Source organism: Polaribacter sp. Z014 (genome assembly GCF_023555435.1).
Lineage (GTDB): Bacteria > Bacteroidota > Bacteroidia > Flavobacteriales > Flavobacteriaceae > Polaribacter.
The window spans coordinates 98707-123717 of the sequence record NZ_JALCZP010000001.1 but is presented as its reverse complement, the minus strand read 5'-3'; the positions used below and the strand labels follow the sequence as shown (position 1 = coordinate 123717).

The following is a 25011-nucleotide window of genomic DNA, read 5'->3' as shown; positions in this document are numbered from 1 at the left end:
TATGGAAATATTTTGGTACATAACAATAGCAACTGTTTTAGGGATCTTTTTTGTTTTAGACGGATATGATTTTGGAACAGGAATTATTCATTTATTTTTTGCTAAAAAAGAAAAAGACAAAGAAGTAATTGCAAAATCTGCAGGTTTATTTTGGGATTCTAATGAGGTTTGGTTAGTCGCTGCAGGAGGAATGCTTTTTATGGCTTTTCCAACTTTTTATGCTTCGGTTTTTAGTGGCTTTTACTTACCCTTAATCATCGTTTTATGGTTAATTATTTTTAGAGCTATTGGGTTAGAGTTTAGAAGTCAATTTAAATATCAAATGTGGAGAGACATTTGGGATGTTTCTTTTGGAGTTTCTAGTTTGTTATTAGCCTTATTTTTTGGTATTGCATTAGGAAACATTGTAAGAGGTGTAAATTTAGGTGCAGTAGAAAACGGAATCGCTTTACACGAAGGGCATTATTTTTTCTTACCACTTTGGGATAGTAGTTTTAGTCCGTTAAGTGCTACTCCAGGAGTAATCGATTGGTTTACCATAATTATCGGTTTAATTTCTGTAGTTACTTTGGCAATACATGGTGCAAATTGGGTGGTTTTAAAAACCAATTCTTCTATAAACGAGAAACTAAAAGGTATTGTTTTTAAATTGAATATTGCTTTGGCAGTTTTAACGATATTTTCTTTATTTGTTTGGCAAATAGTGAATCCTAATTCTTTAAATAACTTTGTTGATAAACCTTATTTATTGGTGTTTCCTCTTATTTATCTTACAGGATTAATCGGCTTGTTTTTTATCAAAAAAATTAAAAAAGATATTCATGCTTTTTGGTTGTCAACCTTATTAATATTAGGGGGAATTACATCTTCTTTAGCATCTTTGTTCCCTGTGATTTTACCTTCTGTAAATGATATTCATGAACCACTTACCATTTATAATACAGCGGCTTCAGAATATGGATTATCAGTGGCTTTAGTATGGGGAATTATAGGTTTTATTCTACTTGTAATTTATGCAATTATTCAAAAAAGATTAATGGGCGGTAAAGTAGATAAAATGGATTACGGACATTAGTCTAAATCGAGTATTATGACAGAAACTTTAATTTCTTTATTAAGTATTTTAATAGGAATAATTGGAGCAATTGCAACTGGAGTTCTATTTAAAAAATATTCATTTGGTATTGTTGGCAATACAATTGCAGGTGTTTTTGGCAGTATCTTTTTAATTAAGTTTTTTGGAAGACTTGGTTTTAACCCACAATCTATAATGCATAATGGAATATTTCATGGATGGCTTCTTGGTATAAATTTTATGGTTTCTCTTTTAGGTGGTATGTTAGGATTGATTGTAATTAGTATGATTAAAAGAAAATTAAGTAAAAAATAAGGAAGAGAATTTCTAGAAAAATAATCAAACATATATGGTGTTTGATTATTTTTTGTACATTTGTTAACCGTTTGGTTAAACTATTTAGTTGATGATGAAAAATAAGAAAAACGAAAATACTGAAAGTCAAATTTTAGAAGCTGCAAAGTCCATTTTTCAGATAAAAGGAATGGATGGGGCTCGTATGCAGGAAATTGCGAATGAGGCAGGCATAAACAAAGCAATGTTGCACTATTATTATAGAAGTAAACAATTACTTTTTGAAGCTGTTTTTATAAATGCTTTTTCCTTATTAGCGCCTCAAATAAATGCTATTTTAAATGACGATTCATCCATAGAAAATAAAATACGAAATTTTTCTTCGAACTATATTTCGTTTATTGAGCAGCATCCTTATTTGCCTAATTTTATTATTCAAGAATTAAATAGAAATCCTGATTTTATGTTAAAAATGAAAGGAAATAATGGATTTCCAAATCTAGAAAAATTTAAAAAACAGGTAGCTCTTGAAGTTAAAAATGGTACTATCAAAAATGTTAATGCAGCACAATTATTTATCAATATTCTAGCCTTAAATGTATTTCCTTTTATAGCCAAGCCTTTAATTCAAGGTTTAATAGCAGTTGAAGAAGACGGATTTCAGCAACTCATAGAAGATCGTAAAACTGAAGTTGCCGACTTTATCATTAATTCAATAAAAAAATAAGATGAAAAAAGTAGTATTCATTTTAATAACAGTACTAAGTATCTCGGCATTCGCCCAAGAAAGTTTAACGCTTAATGATTGTTATAATTTAGTAGAAACAAATTATCCTTTAATTAAGCAACATCAGTTGTTAGAGAAGCAACATCAACTAGATACAGAAATTATTTCGAATTCGAAATTGCCACAAATTAACTTAGATGCACAAGCAACGTATCAATCTGAAGTTATTCAAATTCCGATTCCGAGTGCGAATATAGATCCCTTAAATAAAGATCAATACAAAGCAACTTTATCTGTAAATCAATTGATTTATAATGGTGGTTTAACAGCTGCGAATTTAAAGGTTAAAAAAGCACAATTAAAAACAAAACAAAAACAAGTTGATGCCAACATCTATCAGTTAAAAGCACAAATTAATCAACTGTATTTTTCTGTTCTATTAACCCAAGAAACGTTCAACTTATTAGGAGCTAAAAAAAAGCAATTAGAAGCTAAACTAAAGGAAGTACAATCGGGTATAAAACACGGCGTTTTATTGCCTTCTTCTGATAGTGTTTTAGAGGCTGAAATCTTAAAAATTAAACAACAATTTATAGCAATTGAAAGTCAGAAAACAACTTTAATTAATACTTTATCGAGTATAATTGGGCAATCTGTAAGTACCGCTACAAAATTTGAAAAACCTTTAGTTAAAACGGAATTACAAACGGAAATATCAAGACCAGAACTAGATTTATTTCAATTGAAAAAGGAAGAAATAAACAGTCAGGAAGCATTAATTTCTAAACAAAATTCGGTAAAATTAAATGGCTTTGCAACTGGCGGTTATGGAAATCCTGGATTAAATATGTTGGATAACTCTTTTCAGACATATTATATAGTGGGCGTTAAATTACATTGGAATGTATTTGATTGGAATACCAACAAAAAGCAACAAGCAACAGTGGCAATTAACAAAGATATTATTGAAAATGAAACTGAAATTTTTAAATTAAATACCAATATAGAACTCAACAAACAACAACAAGAAATAGAAAAGATTTCAGCTTTTATAAATTCGGATGAAGAGATCATCAATCTTCGGAAGAAAGTATTGAAAACATTAGATTCTCAACTTAAAAATGGTGTCATCACATCTTCGGTTTATATTACAGAATTTACCAATTTATTTGAAGCAGAAAACACTTTATTAAGACATAAAATACAAGTGCAATTAGCAAAAGCAAATTATAATACGATAAAAGGAAAGTAAATTTTTACCGCTGATATACGCAGAAAAAACATACAAAATGAAAAACTATAATTACATATTAACATTAAGCATAATTGCTACAACTCTATTTTCCTGTGGAAATAACAACGATAAAGCAGATGGTTATGGAAATTTTGAAGCTACAGAAATAACTATTTCGGCAGAAAATAACGGGAAATTAATGAAGTTTTCTATAGAAGAAGGAGATCAATTAGAAAAAGACCAATTTGTTGGTTTTATAGATACAGTGCAATTAGCTTTAAAACGAGAACAATTAATCGTTTCAAAGTCTGTAATTAGCTCCAAGTCTAAAGGAGTTTTATCACAGATTTCTGTGTTAAATTCAAAATTAAATACTGCCAGAATTAATAAAAATAGAGTAGAGAATTTAATTAAAGACAATGCCGGTACACAAAAACAATTAGATGATGTTTCTGGTGAAATAGATGTTATTAAAAGTCAGATTAAAAGTGTAGAAATACAAAATGCACCTGTTGTAAACGAACTAAAAAGTATTGATGTTCAATTAAAACAAATTGGCGATCAAATTAAAAAAAGTAAAATAATAAACCCTGTAAACGGAACCGTTTTAACCAAGTTTGCAGAACCAAATGAAATTACTGCTTTTGGAAAGCCTTTGTATAAAATTGCAGATTTAAGTACTATGGAACTACGTGTTTATATTAGTGAAACACAATTGGCAAACATTAAAATCGGACAAAAAGTTACGGTTAAAATTGATGCTACCGAAGATATGAAATCTTTTGAAGGTACTGTTAGTTGGATCGCTTCTGAAGCGGAATTTACGCCTAAAATTATTCAAACTAAAGAAGAACGTGTTGCTTTAGTATATGCAGTAAAAGTTAATGTGGCAAATGACGGAAGCTTAAAAATTGGAATGCCAGCAGAAATGTGGTTTGGCAATTCAGATACTAATAATTAATAAATACTCAAACGATGAAGCCTATATTTAATGTATTAATGCTGTTTGCTTTAGTGAGTTGTAAACCAACTAAGAAACAAGAAGCTGCAGAAGTAAATGATCTATATTCTAATTCTTGGATACAAGAAATTAAACTAGATAATGGTAAGAAATGGCAAGCGAATTCTGAAACGAATGAAGGTGTGTTAAAAATGCAAAATAGCATTAAAGATTTTTCATCCAATACATTAGAAGGCTATTATGAATTGGCAGAAAAATTGAATGTAGATAAAAACTATGTGATAAAGAACTGCACCATGAAAGGAGATTCGCATGATAATTTACATGTTTGGCTTTTACCCTTAATTGCAAAATTAGATGCACTTTCGGAAGCGAATACAATTGAAGAAGCTGCAAAATTAAAACAAAGTATCGAGGAGAATATTAATGAATACGCTGATTATTTCAACTAAAAATGAAACAGAAATTCTTACATATTATCGGAGCTGTATTTGCTTTATTTCTGGGGGTAATGTCCGCTTTCGCGGGGACCACTGTGTTACTTGGTGCTGAGTCTAAAGACTATAATGTATTGAAATGGCTTGTAATTTATAATGTGGTTCTTGGAGTTATTTCTATTGTTACGGCCTTTCTAATTTGGAAGAATGTACCAATTAGCAAAAAGTTGATTCTAGTTATTTTAGGAATGCATTTTTCAATCTTTTTGTATCTGAAATTTATAAGTGAAACTGTTGCTGTAGAAAGTATTCAAGCCATGGTTTTTAGAGTAAGTGTTTGGGTGGTAATTGCAATTCTAATCATTGTAATTCCAAAATATTTTTATAAAAAATAAGTATAAACTGATGAGCATTACGGTTTCTAACATATCAAAATCTTATAAAAACGTAAAGGCTTTAGAAGACATTTCTTTTGAAGTAAAACCAGGAGAACTTTTTGGCTTGATTGGTCCGGATGGAGCAGGTAAAACTACTTTGTTTAGAGTGTTAACCACGCTTTTAATTGCTAATGAAGGTGTTGCAACCGTTGCTGGTTTTGATGTAATTACAGACTATAAAAGTATTCGAAAAAACGTTGGCTATATGCCAGGGAAATTTTCATTGTATCAAGATTTAACTGTAGAGGAAAATTTAGATTTTTTTGCTACTATTTTCGGGACAACGATAGATGAAAATTACGATTTAATTAAAGATATTTATGTTCAAATAGAACCGTTTAAGAATCGTAGGGCAGGAAAATTATCTGGCGGAATGAAACAAAAACTAGCCTTATGTTGTGCTTTAATTCACAAACCAAAAGTGTTGTTTTTAGATGAACCAACAACAGGAGTTGATCCCGTTTCTAGAAAAGAATTTTGGGAAATGTTAAAACGTTTGCAGAAAAAAGACATCACCATTTTGGTTTCTACACCGTATATGGATGAAGCTGCTTTGTGTGATAGAATAGCTTTAATTCAGGATGGGAAAATTTTAGAAATTGATACACCAGAAGCCATTGTAAAACATTATCCGTATCAAATTTACAATGTAGGGGCAAATAACATGTATCAGCTTATCAATAATTTAAAAGAGTATGAATATAACCATAGTGTATATCCTTTTGGAGAGTTTGTGCATTATACAGATACAAGAGCAGATTTTAATCCAGATGATTTAAAAACATACTTGGAATCTAAAAACCTATCTAATGTTTTAATTGAAAAAACATCAGCAACTATTGAGGATACTTTTATGGAACTAGCAAAATAAACAGCGTATTAGACCTCACAGGTTTTTAAAACCTGTGAGGTCTCTAATAAAACAAAATGAACAACAACAAAGTCATACAAGTAGAAGAATTAACCAAAATGTTTGGAGATTTTTCGGCCGTCAACAAAATTACTTTTGAGGTAGAAAAAGGCGAAATATTTGGTTTTTTAGGCGCAAATGGCGCAGGAAAAACGACGGCAATGAAAATGCTGATTGGTATTTCTACTCCTACTTCAGGTAAAGCAAAAGTGGCAGGTTTTGATGTGTTTACACATGCAGAGGATATCAAAAAAAACATTGGTTATATGAGTCAGAAATTTGCTTTGTATGACGATTTAACGGTGAAAGAAAATATCACCTTTTTTGGTGGAATTTATGGTTTGACAAGAAAACGAATCAAAGAAAAATCGGCAATTTTAATTGCAGAATTAGGTTTAGAAGGTGTTGCAAATCAATTGGTTGGGTCGTTACCATTGGGGTGGAAACAAAAGTTATCCTTTTCGGTGTCTTTGCTTCACGATCCAAAAATTGTTTTTTTAGATGAACCCACAGGAGGCGTAGATCCAATTACTAGGCGTCAGTTTTGGGAATTGATTTACAAAGCTGCGCACCAAGGAACTACTGTTTTTGTAACTACACATTATATGGATGAAGCAGAATATTGCGATAGAGTTTCCATCATGGTAAATGGTAAAATAGAAGCTTTAGACACGCCAAAAAAATTAAAAGAACAGTTTAAAGTGGATAATATGAATGATGTGTTTTTAAAACTTGCAAGGGGCTGAAAAACTTTCCCGCAGATCACGCGGATTTACGCAGAAAAGAGATTGAAAAAATCTGCGCTTATCTGTGTGATCCGCGAGAGTGACAAATGAAAAAAAACAAAAGTTATGGAAGGAAAAACGGAAAATGAAATATCCTATATAATTAGAGGAGCTATTTTTAAAGTTTATAATGAATTGGGTCCAGGTTTGTTAGAATCTGTTTACGAAACAGTTTTATCTTACGAAATAGAAAAAGAAGGGTTAACTGTTAAAAGGCAAGTAATATTACCAATATTTTATGATGATATTGAACTAAATAATGGATATCGATTAGATATATTAGTAAATGATAAAGTAATAGTAGAAATAAAATCTGTTGAAAAATTAGCTAAGGTTCATCATAAGCAAGTACTCACTTATTTAAAACTTTCAAAATTGAAATTAGGAATATTAGTCAATTTTAATGAAGATAATATTACAAAAGGAATTTTTAGAAAAGTAAACGGGTTATAGATTTTCCCGCATATGAGCGTAAAAGAAAAAATAAAACACACTGATTAAAAAAACTTCGGATATCTGCGAAATCAGCGAGAGGTAAAGAGTTGATTAGTATGTGTTTGACGTAGATTACGCTGATTTTCGCAGAAAAGAGAATAAAAAAATCTGCGATAATCCGTGAAATCAGCGGGAGGTAAATCCGCCAGAGAAAAAAATATAAAATGAAAAGATTTATAGGCTTTATAAAGAAGGAATTCTACCATATATTTAGAGATAGACGCTCGTTGTTTATCCTCTTTGGAATGCCGATTGCCCAAATTATGCTTTTTGGTTTTGCTATTACCAACGAAATCAACAATGTAGATATTGCTATTTTAGATCATTCTAAGGATGCAACTACAGAGGAAATTATTAATAAAATAGCGGCTTCGAAATATTTCAGCATCAAGCAAATTATTGAAAAAGAAGCTGATATTGAAACTATTTTTAAAAAAGGACATGTAAAAGCTGTTTTAAATTTTGAAAAAGATTTTAGTAAAAACCTTATCAAAGAAAACAAAGCAACGGTTCAGATAATTACGGATGCCACAGACCCAAATACAGCCAATACCATTAGTAATTTTGTAAATGCGATTCTGCAAAAATATCAACAAGAATTAAATAAAGAAATTACAATTGCGTATCAAATTATTCCACAAACACGTATGGTTTACAACCCAGAACTAAAAAGTGTGTACATGTTTGTGCCTGGTGTTATGACTATTATTTTGATGTTGGTTTCTGCAATGATGACCTCTATTTCTATTACCAAAGAAAAGGAATTGGGCACCATGGAAATACTTTTAGTGTCACCAATAAAACCGTTTCAAGTAATTATAGGAAAAGTATTTCCTTATATTTTTCTGTCTATAATTAATGCGGTTGTTATTGTCTTGCTGAGTATTTTTATCTTTAAAATGCCGGTTCAGGGAAGTTTATTGTTGTTAGGTTTAGAAAGTGTTTTATTTATTATTTCAGCACTGGCCTTAGGTATTTTAATATCCACTATTTCGGCTACGCAACAAACTGCCATGATGATTTCTTTAATGGGGTTAATGCTTCCTGTAATTTTATTATCGGGTTTTATATTTCCAATAACAAGTATGCCATTTCCATTGCAAGTGATCAGTAATATTATACCTGCAAAATGGTTTATCATCATTATAAAGGGCATTATGTTAAAAGGTGTTGGGTTACAATATGTGTGGAAAGAAACCTTAATTTTATTAGGAATGACTGTGTTTTTTATCGCCTTAAGTATTAAAAAATATAAAATTAGATTGGAGTGAAACAGTTTGCAGTAGCAGTAATCAGTAGCAGTTGACAGTCACAGTATTCAGTTAAACAAAAAAGTGAAATTTAGATAATAAATGATAGTGGTTAGAGAGAATATTGGACAGTACTAAAAACGTCTTTTTTCTCTGTTCTATTCTCTTTATTCTTTTAAAAATATGAAAACAATATTATACATCATACAGAAAGAATTTAAGCAAATCTTTAGAAATAAAGGAATGCTTCCAATCATTTTTGTTTTACCGTTATTACAACTCGTTATATTATCTAATGCAGCTACTTTTGAAGTGAAAAACATTAAATTTGGCTATATCGATCATGATCATACCTCAACCTCTAGGGCATTGATAGAAAAATTTAATGCTTCTACTTATTTTGATGTATTAACCTATTTTCCATCGGAAGAATTAGCAAGTTCAGAAATGCTAAAAGGAAAGGTAGATGTTGTGTTAGAAATCCCCCACTACTTTGAGCGCGATTTACAAAAAGAAAAATACACTAAATTAGGAGTAACTATTAACGCCATTGATGGTGCAGCAGCGGGTGTAGAAAACGTATATGTAACGCAGATTGTTCAAAGTTTTAATCAACAGATAAAAACAGATTTATTGCAAATTTCAGACAAACAAGTACAACCAGTTAGTATTGCAACCATTCCTTTATTCTGGTATAATAAAACATTGAATTACAAAACATTTATGGTTCCGGGAATTCTTGTTTTGCTGGTTACCATGATTACTTTATTTCTTTCAGGGATGAATATTGTTCGTGAAAAAGAAATAGGAACTTTAGAGCAAATAAACGTGACACCCATTAAAAAAAGTCAGTTTATAATTGGGAAACTTTTTCCGTTTTGGGTAATAGGAATGGGTTTGTTAACGGTTGGATTAACTTTAGCAAAATTGATATTTAATGTTCCAATGATTGGTAGTTTACCTCTCCTATATTTATACACTTCTATTTATATTTTGGTAATTTTAGGCATCGGTCTATTCATTTCTAACTTTACGGATACACAGCAGCAAGCCATGTTTATTGCTTGGTTTTTCACCGTTATTTTTATTTTGATGAGCGGCTTATTTACACCAATTGAAAGTATGCCAGAGTGGGCGCAAGTAGTTACAGAATTCAATCCAATAAAATATTTTGTAGAGGTTATGCGAATGGTAATGCTTAAAGGTGCTGGTTTTTCAGATATTCTTCCTCAGTTATTAAAAACATTATTTTATGCCATTGTTATGAATAGTTTAGCCGTTTGGAGTTATAAGAAAACCTCATAAATAGTATGAGTTATTATTAGAAAATCTAAGGTTAAGTTAGTGTTGTGGCTACGTAATTATTACCTTGCAGTAGGAAAAGAATACAGCATTCAAAAATTGTATTCAGATTAGTTCTTTTTAATAAATAGGATTTAAGAAATGTCAAACACAAAAAAATTCGGCACATTTGCAGGTGTTTTTACACCATCAATACTTACCATTCTAGGTGTAATTATGTACATGCGTTTGGGTTGGGTAGTTGGAAACGCAGGTTTATTAGGCGCTATTCTAATTATAATAATTGCGCATGTAATTTCTATCTCAACCGGTTTAAGTGTATCTTCTATTGCTACTGATAAAAAAATTGGTGCAGGCGGAATTTACTATGTCCTTTCTAGAAGTATGGGAGTGCCAATTGGTGGTTCTATTGGTATTGCTTTGTATGTGGGAACCGCTTTTTCTATCGCACTGTATTTAATAGGTTTTGCAGAAAGTTTTAATGGATATTTTGGCTTTGGAATGACTATAAATGATTACAGAGTTACAGGAACTATTGCCCTTGTAGTGCTAACGGCATTGGCATTAATTAGTACTTCTGCTGCTATAAAATCACAATATTTTATTTTAGGTGCAATTGTGTTATCGCTTGTTTCCATATTTTTTGGATCACCCGATTTTGCACCACAATCAGTTCCAATGTTTTCTTCCGAAGGGGCTGTTCCTTTAGAAGTGGTATTTGCTATATTTTTCCCTGCCGTAACGGGTTTTACTGCAGGTATAGCCATGAGCGGAGATTTAGAAGACCCGAAACGCTCTATTCCAAGAGGTACTTTATTTGCCATTGGAGTTGGTTTACTAGTCTATTTAGTATTAGCCGTTTTTATAGCCTACACCATAGATGCTGATGTTTTAAAAACGGATTATAATATTTTAATGAAAGTAGCCTTTTTTGCTCCTGCCGTAATTGCTGGGGTTTGGGGAGCAACATTGTCATCCGCTTTAGGCGGAATTTTAGGCGGACCAAGAATTTTACAAGCCATGTCTGTAGATAAAGTTACCCCTCGTTTTTTTGCCAAAGGCAGCGGTGAAAGTAATGAACCTGTAAACGCGTTATTATTGGTGTTTCTAATTGCAGAAGCCGGAATTTTAATTGGTGAATTAGATGTTATTGCACGTGTAGTATCGATGTTTTATTTAACTGCTTATGGTTTTATTAATATCTCTTATTTTTTAGAAAGTTGGGCAAATCCAGACTTTCAACCCACTTTTAAAATTAAAAGATGGATTGGTTTGGTTGGTTTTGTAGCTTGTTTTGGGGTGATGTTTAAATTAGATATGATTGCAATGATAGGGGCTTTGGCTGTAATTAGTGGTTTGTATTTTATGTTACAACGCAAGGAAGTGAAAATAAATTCTACCGATATCTGGAAAAGTGTTTGGGAAAATGTGGTGAATAAAGGATTGATGAAGATTGATACAAAACATGATATTAACGCTAGTTGGAACCCAAATATTATTCTTTTTAGTGGTAGCAGTGAACATCAAGGATATTTATTAGAACTAAGTAAAGCTATTTCTGGTAAAATAGGTGTGGTTACCAATTTTAAGTTGATAGTAGATAAAAAGAACAAAATTCCTTTAAAAAAGACAGAACAGGTTGTTAGAGAAGACATCTATAATGATTTAGGAATTTTTGCAAGACAAATAAAAGTAGATAATCTGTATAAAGGAATCACCAACATTGCCACAACTTTTGGGTTTTCTGGTATAGAACCAAATACAATTATGATGGGTTGGCCAAAGGGACTTGAGGGTTCTTCAGAATATGAAGAAATGACGGAGACCTTACTCTACTTAGATTATAATTTATTGTATTTAGATTTTGACAGAAAATCGAAATTTGGTAGATATCAAACCATCGATTTATGGTGGCGAGAAACCGATAGTAAAAATGCAGAAATGATGCTAAATATTGCTCGTTTTATTATTGCTGCTCCTAAGTGGGATCAAACTTCTATTCGTGTTTTATTTGTAGATAATAACGATGTGAACCCAACTATTATTCAAGCTAAAATAGCTAAACTAGTAGAAGATCTAAGAGTACTTGTAGAAATTGTGATTGTTGAAAATGTTGTAGACCAAATTCCTTTTTACGATTTGATAAAAAAATATTCAAAATCTACCGACTTAACTGTAGTAGGAATTCCGAATTATAAAATTGAAAAACAAGCGCAATTTATACTTAAAACAAATGATTTGTTCGAAACTATTGGTTCTACTTTATTGGTAAAAGCAGCTAATAATTTTAATGTGCTAGATTTAGATTTTGTGGAAGTAAAATAGGTAAACCAGTGTAACATTAGATACCGTTATTCTTCTTTATTCAACTTAAATTTGTTTTTCAAGAACAAATTATGATGAAAAAACATGTAGTATTAGCGTTTTCTGTATTGGTGTTTTTTAATTTATTTGCTCAAGACCAATTTACAGTTCAAATAGAGCCTTTAACAATCATAGACGCACCTAGTGTACATTCCTTTTCTTGGGGAAAAACGAGTGATGGAAAATGGATAGTTATTGGAGGTAGAATTGATGGATTACATCAAAGACAACCTAACACTACTTTCCTAGAAAACGATAACAACAAAAGTGTTTATGTGATAGATCCGGTTGCAAATAAAACATGGAGCACTACACTTAGTGTTTTACAAGCGTCTATATTTGAACAGTTACAAGCTACAAATCAAGAGTTTTATCAGAAAGAAAATACACTTTATATTATTGGAGGTTATGGTTTTAGTGCCACAGATAATGATCATATTACCTATGATAAATTAACAGCAATAGATGTAGATGGATTAGCGAACGCTGTTATTAATGACACAACTATTACTTCTTTCTTTAGACAAATATCCAACACAAATTTGGCAGTAACTGGAGGACAATTAGGTTTGCTAAATGATGTTTTTTATTTGTGTGGAGGACAATATTTTAAAGGAAAATACAACCCTCAAGGTCCAAATAATGCGCAAGGTTTTATTCAGAGTTATACAGATGAAATTAGAACTTTTAAAATAAATGATGATGGCACAAATCTTTCCATCGTAAATTATTCAGCACAAAACGACACCGATCACTTACACAGAAGAGACTATAATATGGCGCCACAAATTTTTCCTGATGGAAGCGAAGGTTTTACCATGTTTAGCGGTGTTTTTCAACCTACAGCAAATTTACCTTGGTTAAATACGGTAGATGTTTCTGCTTCTGGTTATACGGTAAATAATACATTTAATCAATATTTAAGTCAATATCACAGTGCTAAAATTCCAATTTATGATACTGATAATAATACCATGCATACCTTATTTTTTGGAGGTTTAAGTCAGTATAAATTAGATGCAAATAATAATTTAATTCAAGATGATAATGTGCCTTTTGTAAAAACCATTAGCAAGGTTTCTAGATTTAGCGATGGTTCTATGACAGAAAGTAGTTTGGGTATAGAAATGCCGACATTGTTAGGTTCTGGAGCAGAATTTATTCCAACAAACGATACTTCTATTTTTTTAACGGAAGAAATTATAGCAATTAATAATTTGCAAGAAGGAAATACTCTAGCGGGTTATATTTTTGGAGGAATAGAAAGCACACAAGAAAATATTTTTTTTATAAACGATGGTTCGCAAAGTAGTGCTAGTAACTTGGCTTTTAAAGTATTTATAAACAAAACTACTTTGAGTACAGGTGAAGTAAAACTGAATTTAAACAATATTTATAATCTTAAAGTATATCCAAATCCGTCAACAGCTATTTTTTCTTTAGATGTATTTATTCCGAATTTAGAAAAAAGCAGTTTAGATGTGTATGATATTCTAGGTAAAAAAGTTAAAACTCAAGAAATAGAGAATTCAATTGGATTACAAACCATCCCTTTAGATTTATCAGAAATGGCATCCGGCGAATACATTTTAAAGTTTAAGAATAACACAAATATTATTGAAAAAAAAATAATTAAGGATTAGTGCTATTAATGTAACAAAAGTTACTGTGTAATTGTCTGGTTGAATCTAACTTTACTAAAAAATAACCACATGTCTAAAATTGTCATTTTGGGAGCAGGAATTTCTGGTCACGTAGCTGCTGCTCATTTACGTAGAAAATTATCTAAAGAGCATGAGGTAGTTGTTGTTTCTCCAAACAGCAATTATCAATGGGTTCCATCTAATATTTGGGTAGGTATTGGTAGAATGAAATCAGAAAAAATCTTATTTCCATTAGCACCATTATATAAAAAGAAAGGAATTGGTTATAAACAAGCCAAAGCACTTTCGTTTCATCCTGAAGGAGATAAAAAAGAAGAAAAACCTTACATTTTAGCAGAATATGTTGTCGGAGAAAATAAAGGCCAGCAAGAAAAAGTAACCTACGATTATTTGATAAATGCTACAGGCCCAAAACTAGATTTTGAAGCTACAGAAGGTTTAATACCTGGGCAAAATAAAGCTTATTCTGTTTGTACTTATTCTCATGCAGATCATGCTTGGGCAGGTTTAAAAGCCTTAATTCAAGAAATGAAGAAGGGTAAAAAAGCAAAAATTCTTATTGGTACGGGGCATGCAAAATCTACTTGTCAGGGAGCTGCTTTTGAGTATATATTAAATGTAGAACAAGAACTTCGCAATCACAAAGTGCGTGATATGGCAGAAATAACATGGATTTCTAATGAATATAGTTTAGGTGATTTTGGAATGGATGGCGTGTTAATGAGCTATGGAGACATGATTATGAAATCTAGCGAAATGGTAGAAATGATTTTTGATGATAGAGGCATTAAATGGATTTTAGAAGCTGGAGTAAATAAAATAGAAGATGGTATTGCGCATTACGAAAATTTAGATGGAGAACAGAAATCTGAGACCTATGATTTTGCCATGCTAATTCCTGCTTTTTCTGGTCATGGTTTTAAAGCTTTTGATAAAAACGAAAAAGAGATTACCGAAAAATTATTTAAAGGTTTTATGCTGGTAGATGCAGATTACACGCAAAAACCTTATGAAGAATGGTCTGTACAAGATTGGCCAGAAACGTATCAAAACCCAAGTTATAAAAATATTTTTGCTCCCGGAATAGCATTTGCTCCTCCGCATACTATTTCTAAACCAAGATTTAGTAAAAACGGTACAGCAATATTTCCTGCACCACCAAGAACAGGAATGCCATCTGGGATTACAGCAAAACTAGTTTCAGAAAATATTATAGATTCTATAAAAATGAACAAGGAATCCTTAAACCATAGAGGTTCTATGGGAAATATGGGAGCAGCTTGTATTGCATCTGCAGGGTTTGGTTTTTGGAAAGGAAGTGGCGTAAGTATTACCACTTTTCCTATAGTGCCAGATTTTGAAAAATATCCAGATTCTCACGGAAGACATTTAGGAAAAACTTTTGGAGCCATTGGTTTGGCAGGACATTGGTTAAAATTAATGTTACATCATGCATTTATTTATAAAGCAAAAATGAAACCTTTTTGGTGGTTGATTCCTGAATAGGAATCAAACTAAAACAGGTTGATTCCTGAATAGGAATCAAACTAAAACAGGTTGATTCCTGAATAGGTATCAAATCTTAAAAAGTTAATTGCAGAGTAAAATAGTAAGTAGTTACCGTATTTAGTGAAAAATATAAAATATTAAAAGATCATGAAAAGAATATCACCAAGAATGAAATTTAGAATGATGAACCCAGTTCTTCAATTTTTTAAATTTATAATTTTAAGTGTTAAAATTATGGTTATTGTAGCAGGAGGGCATGGAGGAACAAGACAAAGTGAAGGATAATAAAAATGAAAAGTACAATACTAATAATTTTAATAACTTTTTTAGTGCTTGTTTCTTGTAAAAAAGAGCAAACAAAAGAAGTGATAATTCCAACAAATACAACTGTTGAAAAAATGATGCAAATTGATGACGGACGGTTATCGCTTAAATTAAATGCGATGCAAAAAAATCATCAACTTTCTAATATGAGAAGTCACTTAGAGGCAATACAACAAATTACAGTATTATTAGTACAAGAAAATTATGATGAAGCCTCTAAATTGGCGTACACAAAACTTGGTTCTACAACAGAAATGCGTATGATGTGTGCTTCTTTTGGAGATAAAAATTTTGAGAATTTAGGATTAAAATTTCATGAAAGTGCAGATAAAATGAGTGAAGTTTTTAAAAGTAGAAATAAAGATAAATCGCTTACTGCTTTATCTAATACGTTAGGTTATTGCGTGCAATGTCACACAACATACAAACAATAGTATTTTAGTAAATTGATGTGGTTATCAGTTTTAGTTGGTTAAAGATGTTGGTTGGTTTCAACATCTTGAAAGAAGAGAGCTTAGGCTCTCTTTTTTTGTTTTATAATCTACAATTTATATTAATTTTGAAGAAATAATTTTAACTCCCATATCAACCATTTTTTCTTTAATTTTCTTAAAACCTTCATTGTCTAGTGCTTCGGAAGCATCTTCAATAAAAAAGCAGTTAAAACCTTCTTTAACAGCATCTCGAATGGAATAATAAACACAAATATCGGATGCTAAACCACAGATAAAAAGTTGGGTAGTTCCTTTTTCTTTTAAATATCCAGCTAATCCTGTAGATTTTAGGTGTCCATTATCATAAAAGGCACTATAGCTATCAATCTCTTTATCTGTTCCTTTTCTAAAAATGGTTTCACATTTTAATGTGTTTAGTTTAGGATGCAATTTTGCTCCTTTAGATCCTTGTACACAATGATTTGGCCATAAGGTTTGTGATTGTCCTTTTATTTCAATTTCATCAAAAGGAGATGCCCCAATATGATTGGAAGCAAAACTAATATGATCCTCAGGATGCCAATCTTGGGTAGCAATCACTAAATCAAATTTAGGTTGTATCTCATTGATAATTGAAACTATTTTATCTCCATTAGGAACAGGAAGTGATCCACCGGGAATAAAGTCGTTTTGTACATCGATTATAAGGAGTGTTTTCATAAATCGTTTTTATTTGAAATTAATATATAATCATGATAGGCACAATAGTCTCATGAATATTCAATTTAGAATTTATGTTCTTGTATCAATTGATCACGGTCTTGTTTTAATTTTAAACTAAGTCCTATTTTGTAAATATGCGGATTTTGAAAACGTTTGTATTCATTTGGAAGCTGTGCTAAACGCGATTGAGAATATTCAGCAATTTCAGAAACAGATCTAGAAGGAACTATTTTTTTTCCATTTTCCATAACTTTCTCTAGCAATGGCTCTTGTTTAAAAGCATCTAAATTTAAACTTTTTGTAGCATCAAAAGGATGTTCTATTTTCGCTACCTCTCCTTCTTTATACAAGGCTACAGCATCTGCACCATAAAACATGCCTTTATCATCTAACATTCTAAAAACCTGTTTTTTGTAAGGGAGTGATACTTTTATAATGTTTTCAGAAAGCTTAATTCTTGGTTCTCCATTGTATTCTGATAATTTATAAACACCATCCATGGCAGCATCTGGATTTCCTGTAACTAAATTGGTTCCAACACCAAAAATATCAATAGGTGCTCCTTGCTCTTTAAGACTTTTTATAACATATTCATCCAATTGATTAGAGGCTACAATTTTTACGTAATCTAAATCGGCTTCGTCTAAAATTTCTCTCGTCTTTTTAGATAGATATGCCAAATCCCCACTATCTAAACGAACACCAAGTAATTTTTCTCCTCTAGCTTCCATTTCTTTGGCTACCGTAATCGCTTTTGGTAATCCACTTTTTAAACTATTGTAGGTATCTATTAAAAGTACACAGCCTTTTGGTCGTATGCTTGCGAAATCTCTAAATGCTTGTATTTCTTCTTTATAACTCTGTATGAATGAGTGTGCCATTGTACCCGTAGACGGAATGTTATAATCTTTGGCAGCAATGACATTACTTGTACTATCAAAACCACCAATTATAGCGGCTCTTGATGCATAATAGCCTCCAGTGGCATGTGCACGACGTAAACCCATATCTAATAGAACTTCCTCTTTTGCACTATATCTAATTCTGCTTGCTTTGGTTGCTATTAAAGTCTGAAAATTAAGAATGTTTAGTAAAAAAGTTTCTATAATCTGTGCTTCAATAATATTCGCTTCTACCTGTAAAATAGGGCGATTAGGAAAAACAACATCACCTTCTTTACTTGAAAAAATAGTTCCTTTAAAACTAAAATTTTTTAAGTATTCTAAAAAATCATTTTCAAATCCATGCTGTTTTAAATATTCAATATCAGAAGTAGAGAATTTAAAAGTTTCCAAAACATTTAATACATCTTCTAATCCTGCAAAAATAGAATAGCCACCATTAAAAGGATTGTGGCGATAATAATAATCAAAGACGGCTCGTCCATCTGGTTTCGTCTTAAAATAGACTTGAGCCATAGTAAGTTGATAAAGGTCTGTATAAGCCGCTGTAATTTTCATGCCGATTTAGTTTTAAAATGTGAAGGTATTTAAAAAAGATATATTATTCCTAAGCCTTCAGAAAAAAAACGCATTCCTTTATTATAAATATTGACATATCTCAGATAACTGCTTTTTTAGCGATAAAACTTTTATAATAACCTTATTTTACAACCACTCATAATTCTATTTGTAATAGTGAATCTGTGCGTTTCGTAGAAATAAGTATGTAACTATAGCGAACTATCATTCTTTGCTCGGTAACTTATGTTACTGACTAGAGAAATAGTCTAATGTACATTTGCCACAGATAATTAAAGAATACATGAAAAACACAATATACATAACCATACTCTGCTTATTTACAGTTACTTTTCTGGTAGAAGCGCAAGAAATAAAACCAATATCAAAAGCAGAAGTCTTAGCTAAAGTTGCAGAGAAAAATACAACGATTCAGATTTCAGAGGAAGAGTTTAATGCTTCTAAAGCAGATTATAGACAAACAAATGCCGTGTTTTTACCAAACATTACAGCAAGTCATACAGGTATTTCAACCACAAATCCGTTAATGTCTTTTGGTTCTAAATTGAATCAAGAAATATTGACAGCTGCAGATTTTAATCCAGCTATTTTAAATGATCCTACAACTACTAGAAACTTTGCGACGAAAATAGAAATTCAGCAACCATTAATTAATTTAGATGGTTTTTATAAAAGAAAAGCTGCCAAAACTAAAATGGAAGCGATGTCTTTAAAAACGGAAAGAACGCAAGATTATTTAGCCTTTGAAGTAGATAAAGCATACATGCAATTGCAGTTGGCATACAAAGCAGTTGAAGTTTTAGAAAAGGCTTTAGAGGCTGCAAATGCCAATAAACAAATGGCAGACAATAGTTTTAAACAAGGTTTTTTGCAACGTGCAGATGTTTTAAATGTTGAAATACGTGTTACAGAAGTTAAAAACCAATTGCAGATGGCAAAAAGTAATGTGCAAAATGCCTCTAATTATCTATCATTTTTAATGAATGATGAAAGCGATATCTTATATAAACCAACAGAAAGTTTGGTTGTTGCTAGTTTTAATGTTGATAACAAAACAATTTCTGAAAATAGAGCAGATATAAAAGCAATGCACTTGGCTTCTAAAGCATACGAAGCCATGAATAAAGCAGATAAAATGGCTTTTCTACCGCGTTTAAATGCCTTTGGTAGTTATGAAATGTATGACAATAAAATTTTTCAGGGTGATGCAAATGGGTATTTAATTGGTGCCCAACTAAGTTGGGATATTTTTCAGGGTTCTAAACGTTTTGGAAAAGCTCAAAAAAGTAAAGCCGAATTAGAAAAATCGAAGTTAGAATACAATCAATATGTGTCTAAAAGTAATTTAGAGTTGAACAAAGTAAAACGTCAATTGGTAGATGCAAAAAACAGTTTAGAATTAACAGATTTAGCGGTGCAACAATCTGAAGAGTCTTTAAGAATTAGAAAAAATAGGTTTAAAGAAGGTTTAGAAAAAACATCTGATTTATTAATGGCAGAAACGCAATTTGCACAAAAACAATTAGAATATTATCAAACAATTTATCAATATAATTTTACACAAACGTATTTAAATTTTCTAACGAAAAATTAGTTTACAGTAAACAGTAAACAGTAGCAGTTTTCAGTTAGTAACCAACTTAAATGTAATTATCCTGCAAGGTTTCAAAAACCTTGTAGGTATCAAATAAAAAAACAATACAAATGAAAAAATACTTATTCCTATTAACTTTAACTACAGCCTCATTATTAATGACAAGTTGTGGAAGTGAAGAAAAAAAAGCAGCAGTAGACAATACACCTGCAATTAAAATAACGGTGAGTAAAGTTGCTGTAAACAGTAACAGTCCGTTTTTGTCTGTAAGTGGGAAAATTGAGGCAACGAACAGTGCAGATTTAAGTACTAGAATGATGGGTTTCGTAAAAAAGGTTCATGTAAATGTTGGTGATAAAGTTAGAAAAGGTCAGTTATTAATATCTATTAATAATGCAGATTTACAAGCTAAAAAAGGACAAGTAAACGCAGGAATTACACAAGCAAAAACTGCTTTTAACAACGCCGAAAAGAATTACAATCGTTTTAAAAATTTATTTGAGAGTAAAAGTGTTACTCAAAAAGAAATGGATGACATGACTGCAAATTACGAAATGGCAAAAGCAGGTTTAGAATCTGCAAATCAAATGAAAAATGAAATTAATGCACAGTTTGCGTATTCTAACATAACAGCGCCTTTTAGTGGTGTAGTTACAAGTAAAAATATTGAAAGTGGCGATATGGCAAACCCAGGAATGCCTTTAATTAGTATAGAAACTCCTAAAGAGTTTGAAGTAATTGCCATGGTTCCTGAGACAGAAATTTCGCAAATTAAAAAAGGAACAACGGTAAATGTATTAGTGAAATCTATGAACAAAACATTAACAGGGAAAGTTACGGAAGTAAGTACTTCTGCTAAAAATACAGGTGGACAATATTTAGTGAAAATAAATTTAGACAAAACAGAGGTGTCTATTTTATCAGGGATGTTTGCTACAGTTCAGTTTCCGGTAGAAAGAAAAGTAAAATCGGAATTGGTTTTAATTCCTAATAAAGCAATTGTAACTAACGGTCAATTATCTGGAGTTTATACGGTAAGTGAAAGTAATACAGCAATGTTGCGTTGGTTGCGTTTAGGTAGAACGTATGGAAATAGTGTTGAGGTTTTATCTGGTTTAAATGCAGATGAATCTTACATCGTTTCTGCGGAAGGGAAGTTGTTTAATGGAGCTAAAGTTAGTGTTCAGTAGGCAGTATTCAGTCATCAGTAGGCAGTTGCAGTATACAGTAACGAGTACTCCTTCATGGTTTTAAAAACTTTGTAGGTATAAATAAAATAACAAATTTAGTTAAGAATAAGAATTGTCGCGTTAAGGATAGAAGTGGAAATCCTTTTTTTGCTGCCATATATGGCAAAAAAAGATTGTAACGGATAGCCTGTTAAAACGCCCAAAATATAAGGAAATATGAAAGAAGGTTTAGCTGGAAAAATTGCAAAAGTCTTTATTGGATCGAAATTGACCGTGTTGCTAATGATCGTTTTTATGGTGGTTGGTGTGTATGCTTCGTTTTTGATTCCGAGGGAAGAAGAGCCACAAATTGATGTGCCAATGGCAGATATTTTTGTGGGGTATCCGGGTGCGAGTCCTACAGAAGTAGAAAGTAGAGTTGTAAAACCTTTAGAGAAATTAATTTCTAATATTAAGGGTGTGGAGTATGTGCATTCTACTTCTATGAACGAAAAAGCAATGGTAATTGTGCAATTTTATGTGGGCGAAGATATTGAGCGTTCTTTTGTAAAATTATACAACGAAATTAACAAACACATGGATCAAATGCCTGCGGGTGTTACGTTTCCGTTGGTTAAAACGCGTGCTATTGATGATGTACCAATGTTGGGTTTAACGTTGTGGAGTGAAAACTACAGCGATTATCAATTAAGCCAAATGGCGCAAGAGTTAGAATCGGAAATTAAGAAGGTAAATGATGTTTCTATTACACATAAAATTGGTGGAAGAAATCGTCAGTTACGTGTAGTTTTAGACAAAGATAAATTGGCTGCAAGTGGATTGGATTTCTTATCGGTTTCTGAAATGATAAAAGCCAATAATACCCAATTAATTTCGGGTAGTTTTGATAAAAATGATACCGAATTTTTAGTAAATACTGGTAAGTTTTTGGCTTCTGTAACAGATGTAGAGAATTTGGTGGTTGGGGTACAACAGAACAGACCTATTTATTTAAAACAAATTGCCAATATTGTTGATGGACCAGAAATTCCACAGAATTATGTGTCTTTAGGTTTTGGAAAAGGGAGTGAAAAATCTGGAGATTACAAATCTGAATATCCTGCAGTTACCATTTCGGTAGCCAAAAGAAAAGGTGCAGATGCAATGAAAATTGCGGAAGTTATTTTAACAAAAGTAGACCATTTACGAACTACTTTAATTCCGGATGATGTACATGTAGAAATTACCAGAAATTACGGAGAAACAGCTTCTCATAAAGTATCAGAATTATTGTGGCACCTTATTGGTTCTATCTTTGCAGTAACCTTAGTGGTTATGTTGGCAATGGGCTGGCGTGGTGGTTTAGTGGTGTTTTTATCTGTGCCAATTACGTTTGCTTTAACGTTGTTGAGTTATTATATGATGGATTATACGCTAAACAGAATTACACTTTTTGCATTGGTATTTGTAACGGGTATTGTGGTGGATGATTCCATAATTATTGCAGAAAATATGCACCGACATTTTAAGATGAAACGACTGCCTTTTAAACAAGCGGCTTTGTATGCAATTAATGAAGTTGGTAACCCAACAATCTTAGCAACATTTACGGTAATTGCTTCTGTTTTGCCCATGGCTTTTGTGTCTGGTTTAATGGGGCCTTATATGGCGCCAATGCCAATTGGAGCATCAATTGCAATGATTTTATCATTATTTGTAGCATTGACAATTACCCCTTATTTAGGATATATTTTCTTAAGAGAAAAAGACAAAAAAGGTGGTGTAGAGAAAGTTGAAAAACCTTTAGAAGAAACTTTTATTTATAGAATTTATAGCAAGTTTGAAAGACCTTTATTAGAAAACGGAAAGTTACGTTGGTTGTTTTTGGGAGGAACATTTGTTGTTTTAATGGCTACTATGGTCTTGTTTTTCACAAAATCTGTTGCTGTAAAGATGTTGCCTTTTGATAATAAAAACGAATTTCAAGTGGTGATTGATATGCCAGAAGGTACCACTTTAGAAAGAACAGGCGTAGTTGCACAAGAAATTTCGCAATATTTAGCTACAAGACCAGAGGTGGTAAATTATCAGAATTATGTAGGTACTTCTGCACCAATTACTTTTAATGGTTTGGTACGTCATTACGATTTACGTGGTGGGTCTAATATGGCAGATATTCAAGTGAATTTAATTGATAAAGAACATAGAACGATTCAGAGTCATGGAATTGCAAAATTATTAAGACCAGAAATGCAACGTATTGCTGCTAAATATAATGCAAATGTAAAGTTGGTAGAAGTTCCACCAGGACCTCCAGTTTTATCTACCATTGTTGCTGAGGTATATGGACCAGATTATAATGAGCAAATGAGAATTGCCAATGATGTTCAGAATATCTTAAAAAATACTGCGGATGTTGTAGATGTAGATTGGATGGTGGAAGCAGACCAAAAAGAATATCAATTTGAAATAAATAAAGAAAAAGCAATGTTGTACGGAGTTGCACCACAACAAATTGCGTATACCATGAATATGGCGTTGTCTAACAGACCTGTTACTAATTTGTATGATGAAAATGCCGTGAACCAAGTTGGTTTATTGTTGACTTTAGATGAAAAAGAAAAGTCTACTATTTCTGATATTTCTCAATTGAAAGTAAAATCTAAACAAGGAAATATGGTGCCTATTGCAGATTTGGTGGAAATTAAAGAAACTACAGCCGCAAAAAGCATTTATAGAAAAAATCAAAAACGTGTAGTTTATGTAACTGCTGATATGGCGGGAGAATTAGAAAGTCCGGCGTATGCTATTTTGGGAATGGAAGATAAGTTGAAAGAAATAAAACTTCCTGAAGGCTTTAAATTAAACGAAATGTATTTAGGTCAGCCAGATTTTGAAGATGATTATACTGTGAAATGGGATGGAGAATGGCAAATAACCTTAGAGGTTTTTAGAGATTTAGGAATCGCATTTTTAGGAGCAATTATCTTAATTTATATTTTAATTGTTGGATGGTTTCAGAACTTTAAAGCACCAATTGTAATGATGGTTGCAATTCCGTTATCATTAATAGGAATTATTTTAGGACACTGGATTATGGGTGCCTTTTTTACAGCAACGTCTTTTATTGGAATGATTGCGCTGGCAGGAATTATGGTTCGGAACTCGGTTTTACTGATTGATTTTATCAACCTAAGAACAGATGAAGGTATTCCTTTAAAACAAGCTTGTATTGAGGCAGGAGCAGTAAGAACAACGCCAATTTTATTAACTGCAGGGACCGTTGTAATTGGAGCGTTTGTAATTTTGTTTGATCCTATTTTTCAAGGATTAGCAATATCATTAATGGGAGGAACGATTGTTTCTACCGTATTAACGTTATTAGTTGTGCCATTGGTATATTATATGATAGAGAAGAAAAATTATAAGTAGGTATTAATTCTCCCGCAGATTTCGCGGATTTACGCAGAAGAGTTCCATAAAAATCTGCGATTATCCGAGATATCTTCGGGAAGCAAAAAAGAAAAAACTCATGAAATTAGTAATAGTTACAGCAGTCGAAGAATTTCAAAAGGAGGTTTTAAAAATCTTCAAGAAAGCAAATATTGAAAACTTTAGTAGTTCTGATATTGATGGTTATAAAAATGCGCCTTCTTTGTTAAAAGCATCTAACTGGTTTTCTGCAGAAAAGAACGGTAATGAATCTATTATGTTTTTTTCTTTTACTAAAGAGGAAAAAATTGATGGACTCTTCAATCTTATAGCAGCGTTTAATAACAATGCAGAAACTAATAATCCTGTTAGAGGAATTGTTCTTCCAGTAGAAAGATTTATATAATTTA

23 protein-coding genes are annotated in these 25011 nt (G+C 31.7%); 21 read left to right on the top strand and 2 right to left on the bottom strand.

All coding sequences use genetic code 11. The annotated features are described in order from the left end of the window. Position 1: 1 nt before the first annotated feature. From cydB to MPF19_RS00490, 17 genes are all read left to right on the top strand, one after another. Complete coding sequence (gene cydB / locus MPF19_RS00570) at positions 2-1075, top strand: cytochrome d ubiquinol oxidase subunit II (protein WP_203393319.1); 1074 nt, start codon at positions 2-4, stop codon at positions 1073-1075. A 15-nt stretch (positions 1076-1090) separates the two neighbouring features. After that, positions 1091-1390: a hypothetical protein gene (locus tag MPF19_RS00565; RefSeq protein WP_249986367.1), complete on the top strand. Its 300-nt coding sequence runs from the start codon at positions 1091-1093 to the stop codon at positions 1388-1390. Positions 1391-1481: 91 nt separating this feature from the next. Then, positions 1482-2096: a TetR/AcrR family transcriptional regulator gene (locus MPF19_RS00560; RefSeq protein WP_349666051.1), complete on the top strand. Its 615-nt coding sequence runs from the start codon at positions 1482-1484 to the stop codon at positions 2094-2096. Between the two features lies 1 nt (position 2097). Beyond that, positions 2098-3348 (top strand): TolC family protein, encoded by a 1251-nt coding sequence (locus MPF19_RS00555; RefSeq protein ID WP_203393317.1) that lies wholly within the window; start codon positions 2098-2100, stop codon positions 3346-3348. A 37-nt stretch (positions 3349-3385) separates the two neighbouring features. Further along, on the top strand, positions 3386-4291 hold the full coding sequence (locus tag MPF19_RS00550) for an HlyD family secretion protein (RefSeq protein ID WP_249986366.1): 906 nt from the start codon (positions 3386-3388) through the stop codon (positions 4289-4291). Between the two features lie 14 nt (positions 4292-4305). Further along, entirely contained in the window at positions 4306-4743 is a 438-nt protein-coding gene (locus MPF19_RS00545) for a hypothetical protein (RefSeq protein ID WP_249986365.1), read from the top strand. Between the two features lie 2 nt (positions 4744-4745). Continuing rightward, positions 4746-5123 carry a hypothetical protein gene (locus MPF19_RS00540; RefSeq protein ID WP_203393314.1) on the top strand — a complete coding sequence of 126 codons (378 nt, stop codon included), beginning with the start codon at positions 4746-4748 and terminating at the stop codon, positions 5121-5123. Positions 5124-5133: 10 nt separating this feature from the next. Beyond that, positions 5134-6036, top strand: coding sequence for an ABC transporter ATP-binding protein (locus MPF19_RS00535; protein WP_203393313.1), 903 nt, complete (start codon positions 5134-5136; stop codon positions 6034-6036). Between the two features lie 56 nt (positions 6037-6092). Further along, positions 6093-6821, top strand: a complete 729-nt coding sequence (locus MPF19_RS00530) for an ABC transporter ATP-binding protein (RefSeq protein WP_249986364.1) — start codon at positions 6093-6095, stop codon at positions 6819-6821. A 105-nt stretch (positions 6822-6926) separates the two neighbouring features. Continuing rightward, the gene (locus tag MPF19_RS00525) at positions 6927-7313 is read left to right on the top strand and encodes a GxxExxY protein (protein WP_203393311.1); all 387 of its coding nucleotides are present in this window, start codon (positions 6927-6929) and stop codon (positions 7311-7313) included. A gap of 206 nt (positions 7314-7519) precedes the next feature. Continuing rightward, a complete protein-coding gene (locus MPF19_RS00520) occupies positions 7520-8626 on the top strand; it encodes an ABC transporter permease (RefSeq protein WP_166383458.1) in 1107 nt (368 codons plus the stop codon). A gap of 162 nt (positions 8627-8788) precedes the next feature. Next, complete coding sequence (locus MPF19_RS00515; RefSeq protein ID WP_249986363.1) at positions 8789-9910, top strand: ABC transporter permease; 1122 nt, start codon at positions 8789-8791, stop codon at positions 9908-9910. 138 nt (positions 9911-10048) lie between these two features. Beyond that, on the top strand, positions 10049-12232 hold the full coding sequence (locus tag MPF19_RS00510) for an amino acid permease (RefSeq protein ID WP_249986362.1): 2184 nt from the start codon (positions 10049-10051) through the stop codon (positions 12230-12232). A 71-nt stretch (positions 12233-12303) separates the two neighbouring features. Further along, entirely contained in the window at positions 12304-13914 is a 1611-nt protein-coding gene (locus MPF19_RS00505) for a T9SS type A sorting domain-containing protein (protein WP_203393308.1), read from the top strand. A 69-nt stretch (positions 13915-13983) separates the two neighbouring features. Further along, entirely contained in the window at positions 13984-15441 is a 1458-nt protein-coding gene (locus MPF19_RS00500; protein ID WP_249986361.1) for an NAD(P)/FAD-dependent oxidoreductase, read from the top strand. A 150-nt stretch (positions 15442-15591) separates the two neighbouring features. Then, the gene (locus tag MPF19_RS00495; RefSeq protein WP_249986360.1) at positions 15592-15729 is read left to right on the top strand and encodes a hypothetical protein; all 138 of its coding nucleotides are present in this window, start codon (positions 15592-15594) and stop codon (positions 15727-15729) included. A gap of 5 nt (positions 15730-15734) precedes the next feature. After that, positions 15735-16202 (top strand): hypothetical protein, encoded by a 468-nt coding sequence (locus MPF19_RS00490; RefSeq protein WP_249986359.1) that lies wholly within the window; start codon positions 15735-15737, stop codon positions 16200-16202. 114 nt (positions 16203-16316) lie between these two features. Here MPF19_RS00490 and pncA read toward each other — a convergent pair whose 3' ends face one another. Together pncA and MPF19_RS00480 are read right to left on the bottom strand one after the other, a co-directional pair. Then, positions 16317-16922, bottom strand: a complete 606-nt coding sequence (pncA, locus tag MPF19_RS00485) for a bifunctional nicotinamidase/pyrazinamidase (protein ID WP_249986358.1) — start codon at positions 16920-16922, stop codon at positions 16317-16319. A 65-nt stretch (positions 16923-16987) separates the two neighbouring features. Beyond that, positions 16988-18385 (bottom strand): nicotinate phosphoribosyltransferase, encoded by a 1398-nt coding sequence (locus MPF19_RS00480; RefSeq protein ID WP_249986357.1) that lies wholly within the window; start codon positions 18383-18385, stop codon positions 16988-16990. Between the two features lie 304 nt (positions 18386-18689). On the opposite strand from MPF19_RS00480, the gene MPF19_RS00475 reads away from it, so the two are divergent. From MPF19_RS00475 to MPF19_RS00460, 4 genes are all read left to right on the top strand, one after another. After that, complete coding sequence (locus MPF19_RS00475; RefSeq protein WP_249986356.1) at positions 18690-20000, top strand: TolC family protein; 1311 nt, start codon at positions 18690-18692, stop codon at positions 19998-20000. A gap of 110 nt (positions 20001-20110) precedes the next feature. Next, a complete protein-coding gene (locus MPF19_RS00470) occupies positions 20111-21190 on the top strand; it encodes an efflux RND transporter periplasmic adaptor subunit (protein WP_249986355.1) in 1080 nt (359 codons plus the stop codon). 216 nt (positions 21191-21406) lie between these two features. Then, complete coding sequence (locus tag MPF19_RS00465; protein WP_249986354.1) at positions 21407-24601, top strand: efflux RND transporter permease subunit; 3195 nt, start codon at positions 21407-21409, stop codon at positions 24599-24601. A 100-nt stretch (positions 24602-24701) separates the two neighbouring features. Continuing rightward, positions 24702-25007, top strand: a complete 306-nt coding sequence (locus tag MPF19_RS00460; RefSeq protein WP_249986353.1) for a hypothetical protein — start codon at positions 24702-24704, stop codon at positions 25005-25007. Positions 25008-25011: the final 4 nt, after the last annotated feature.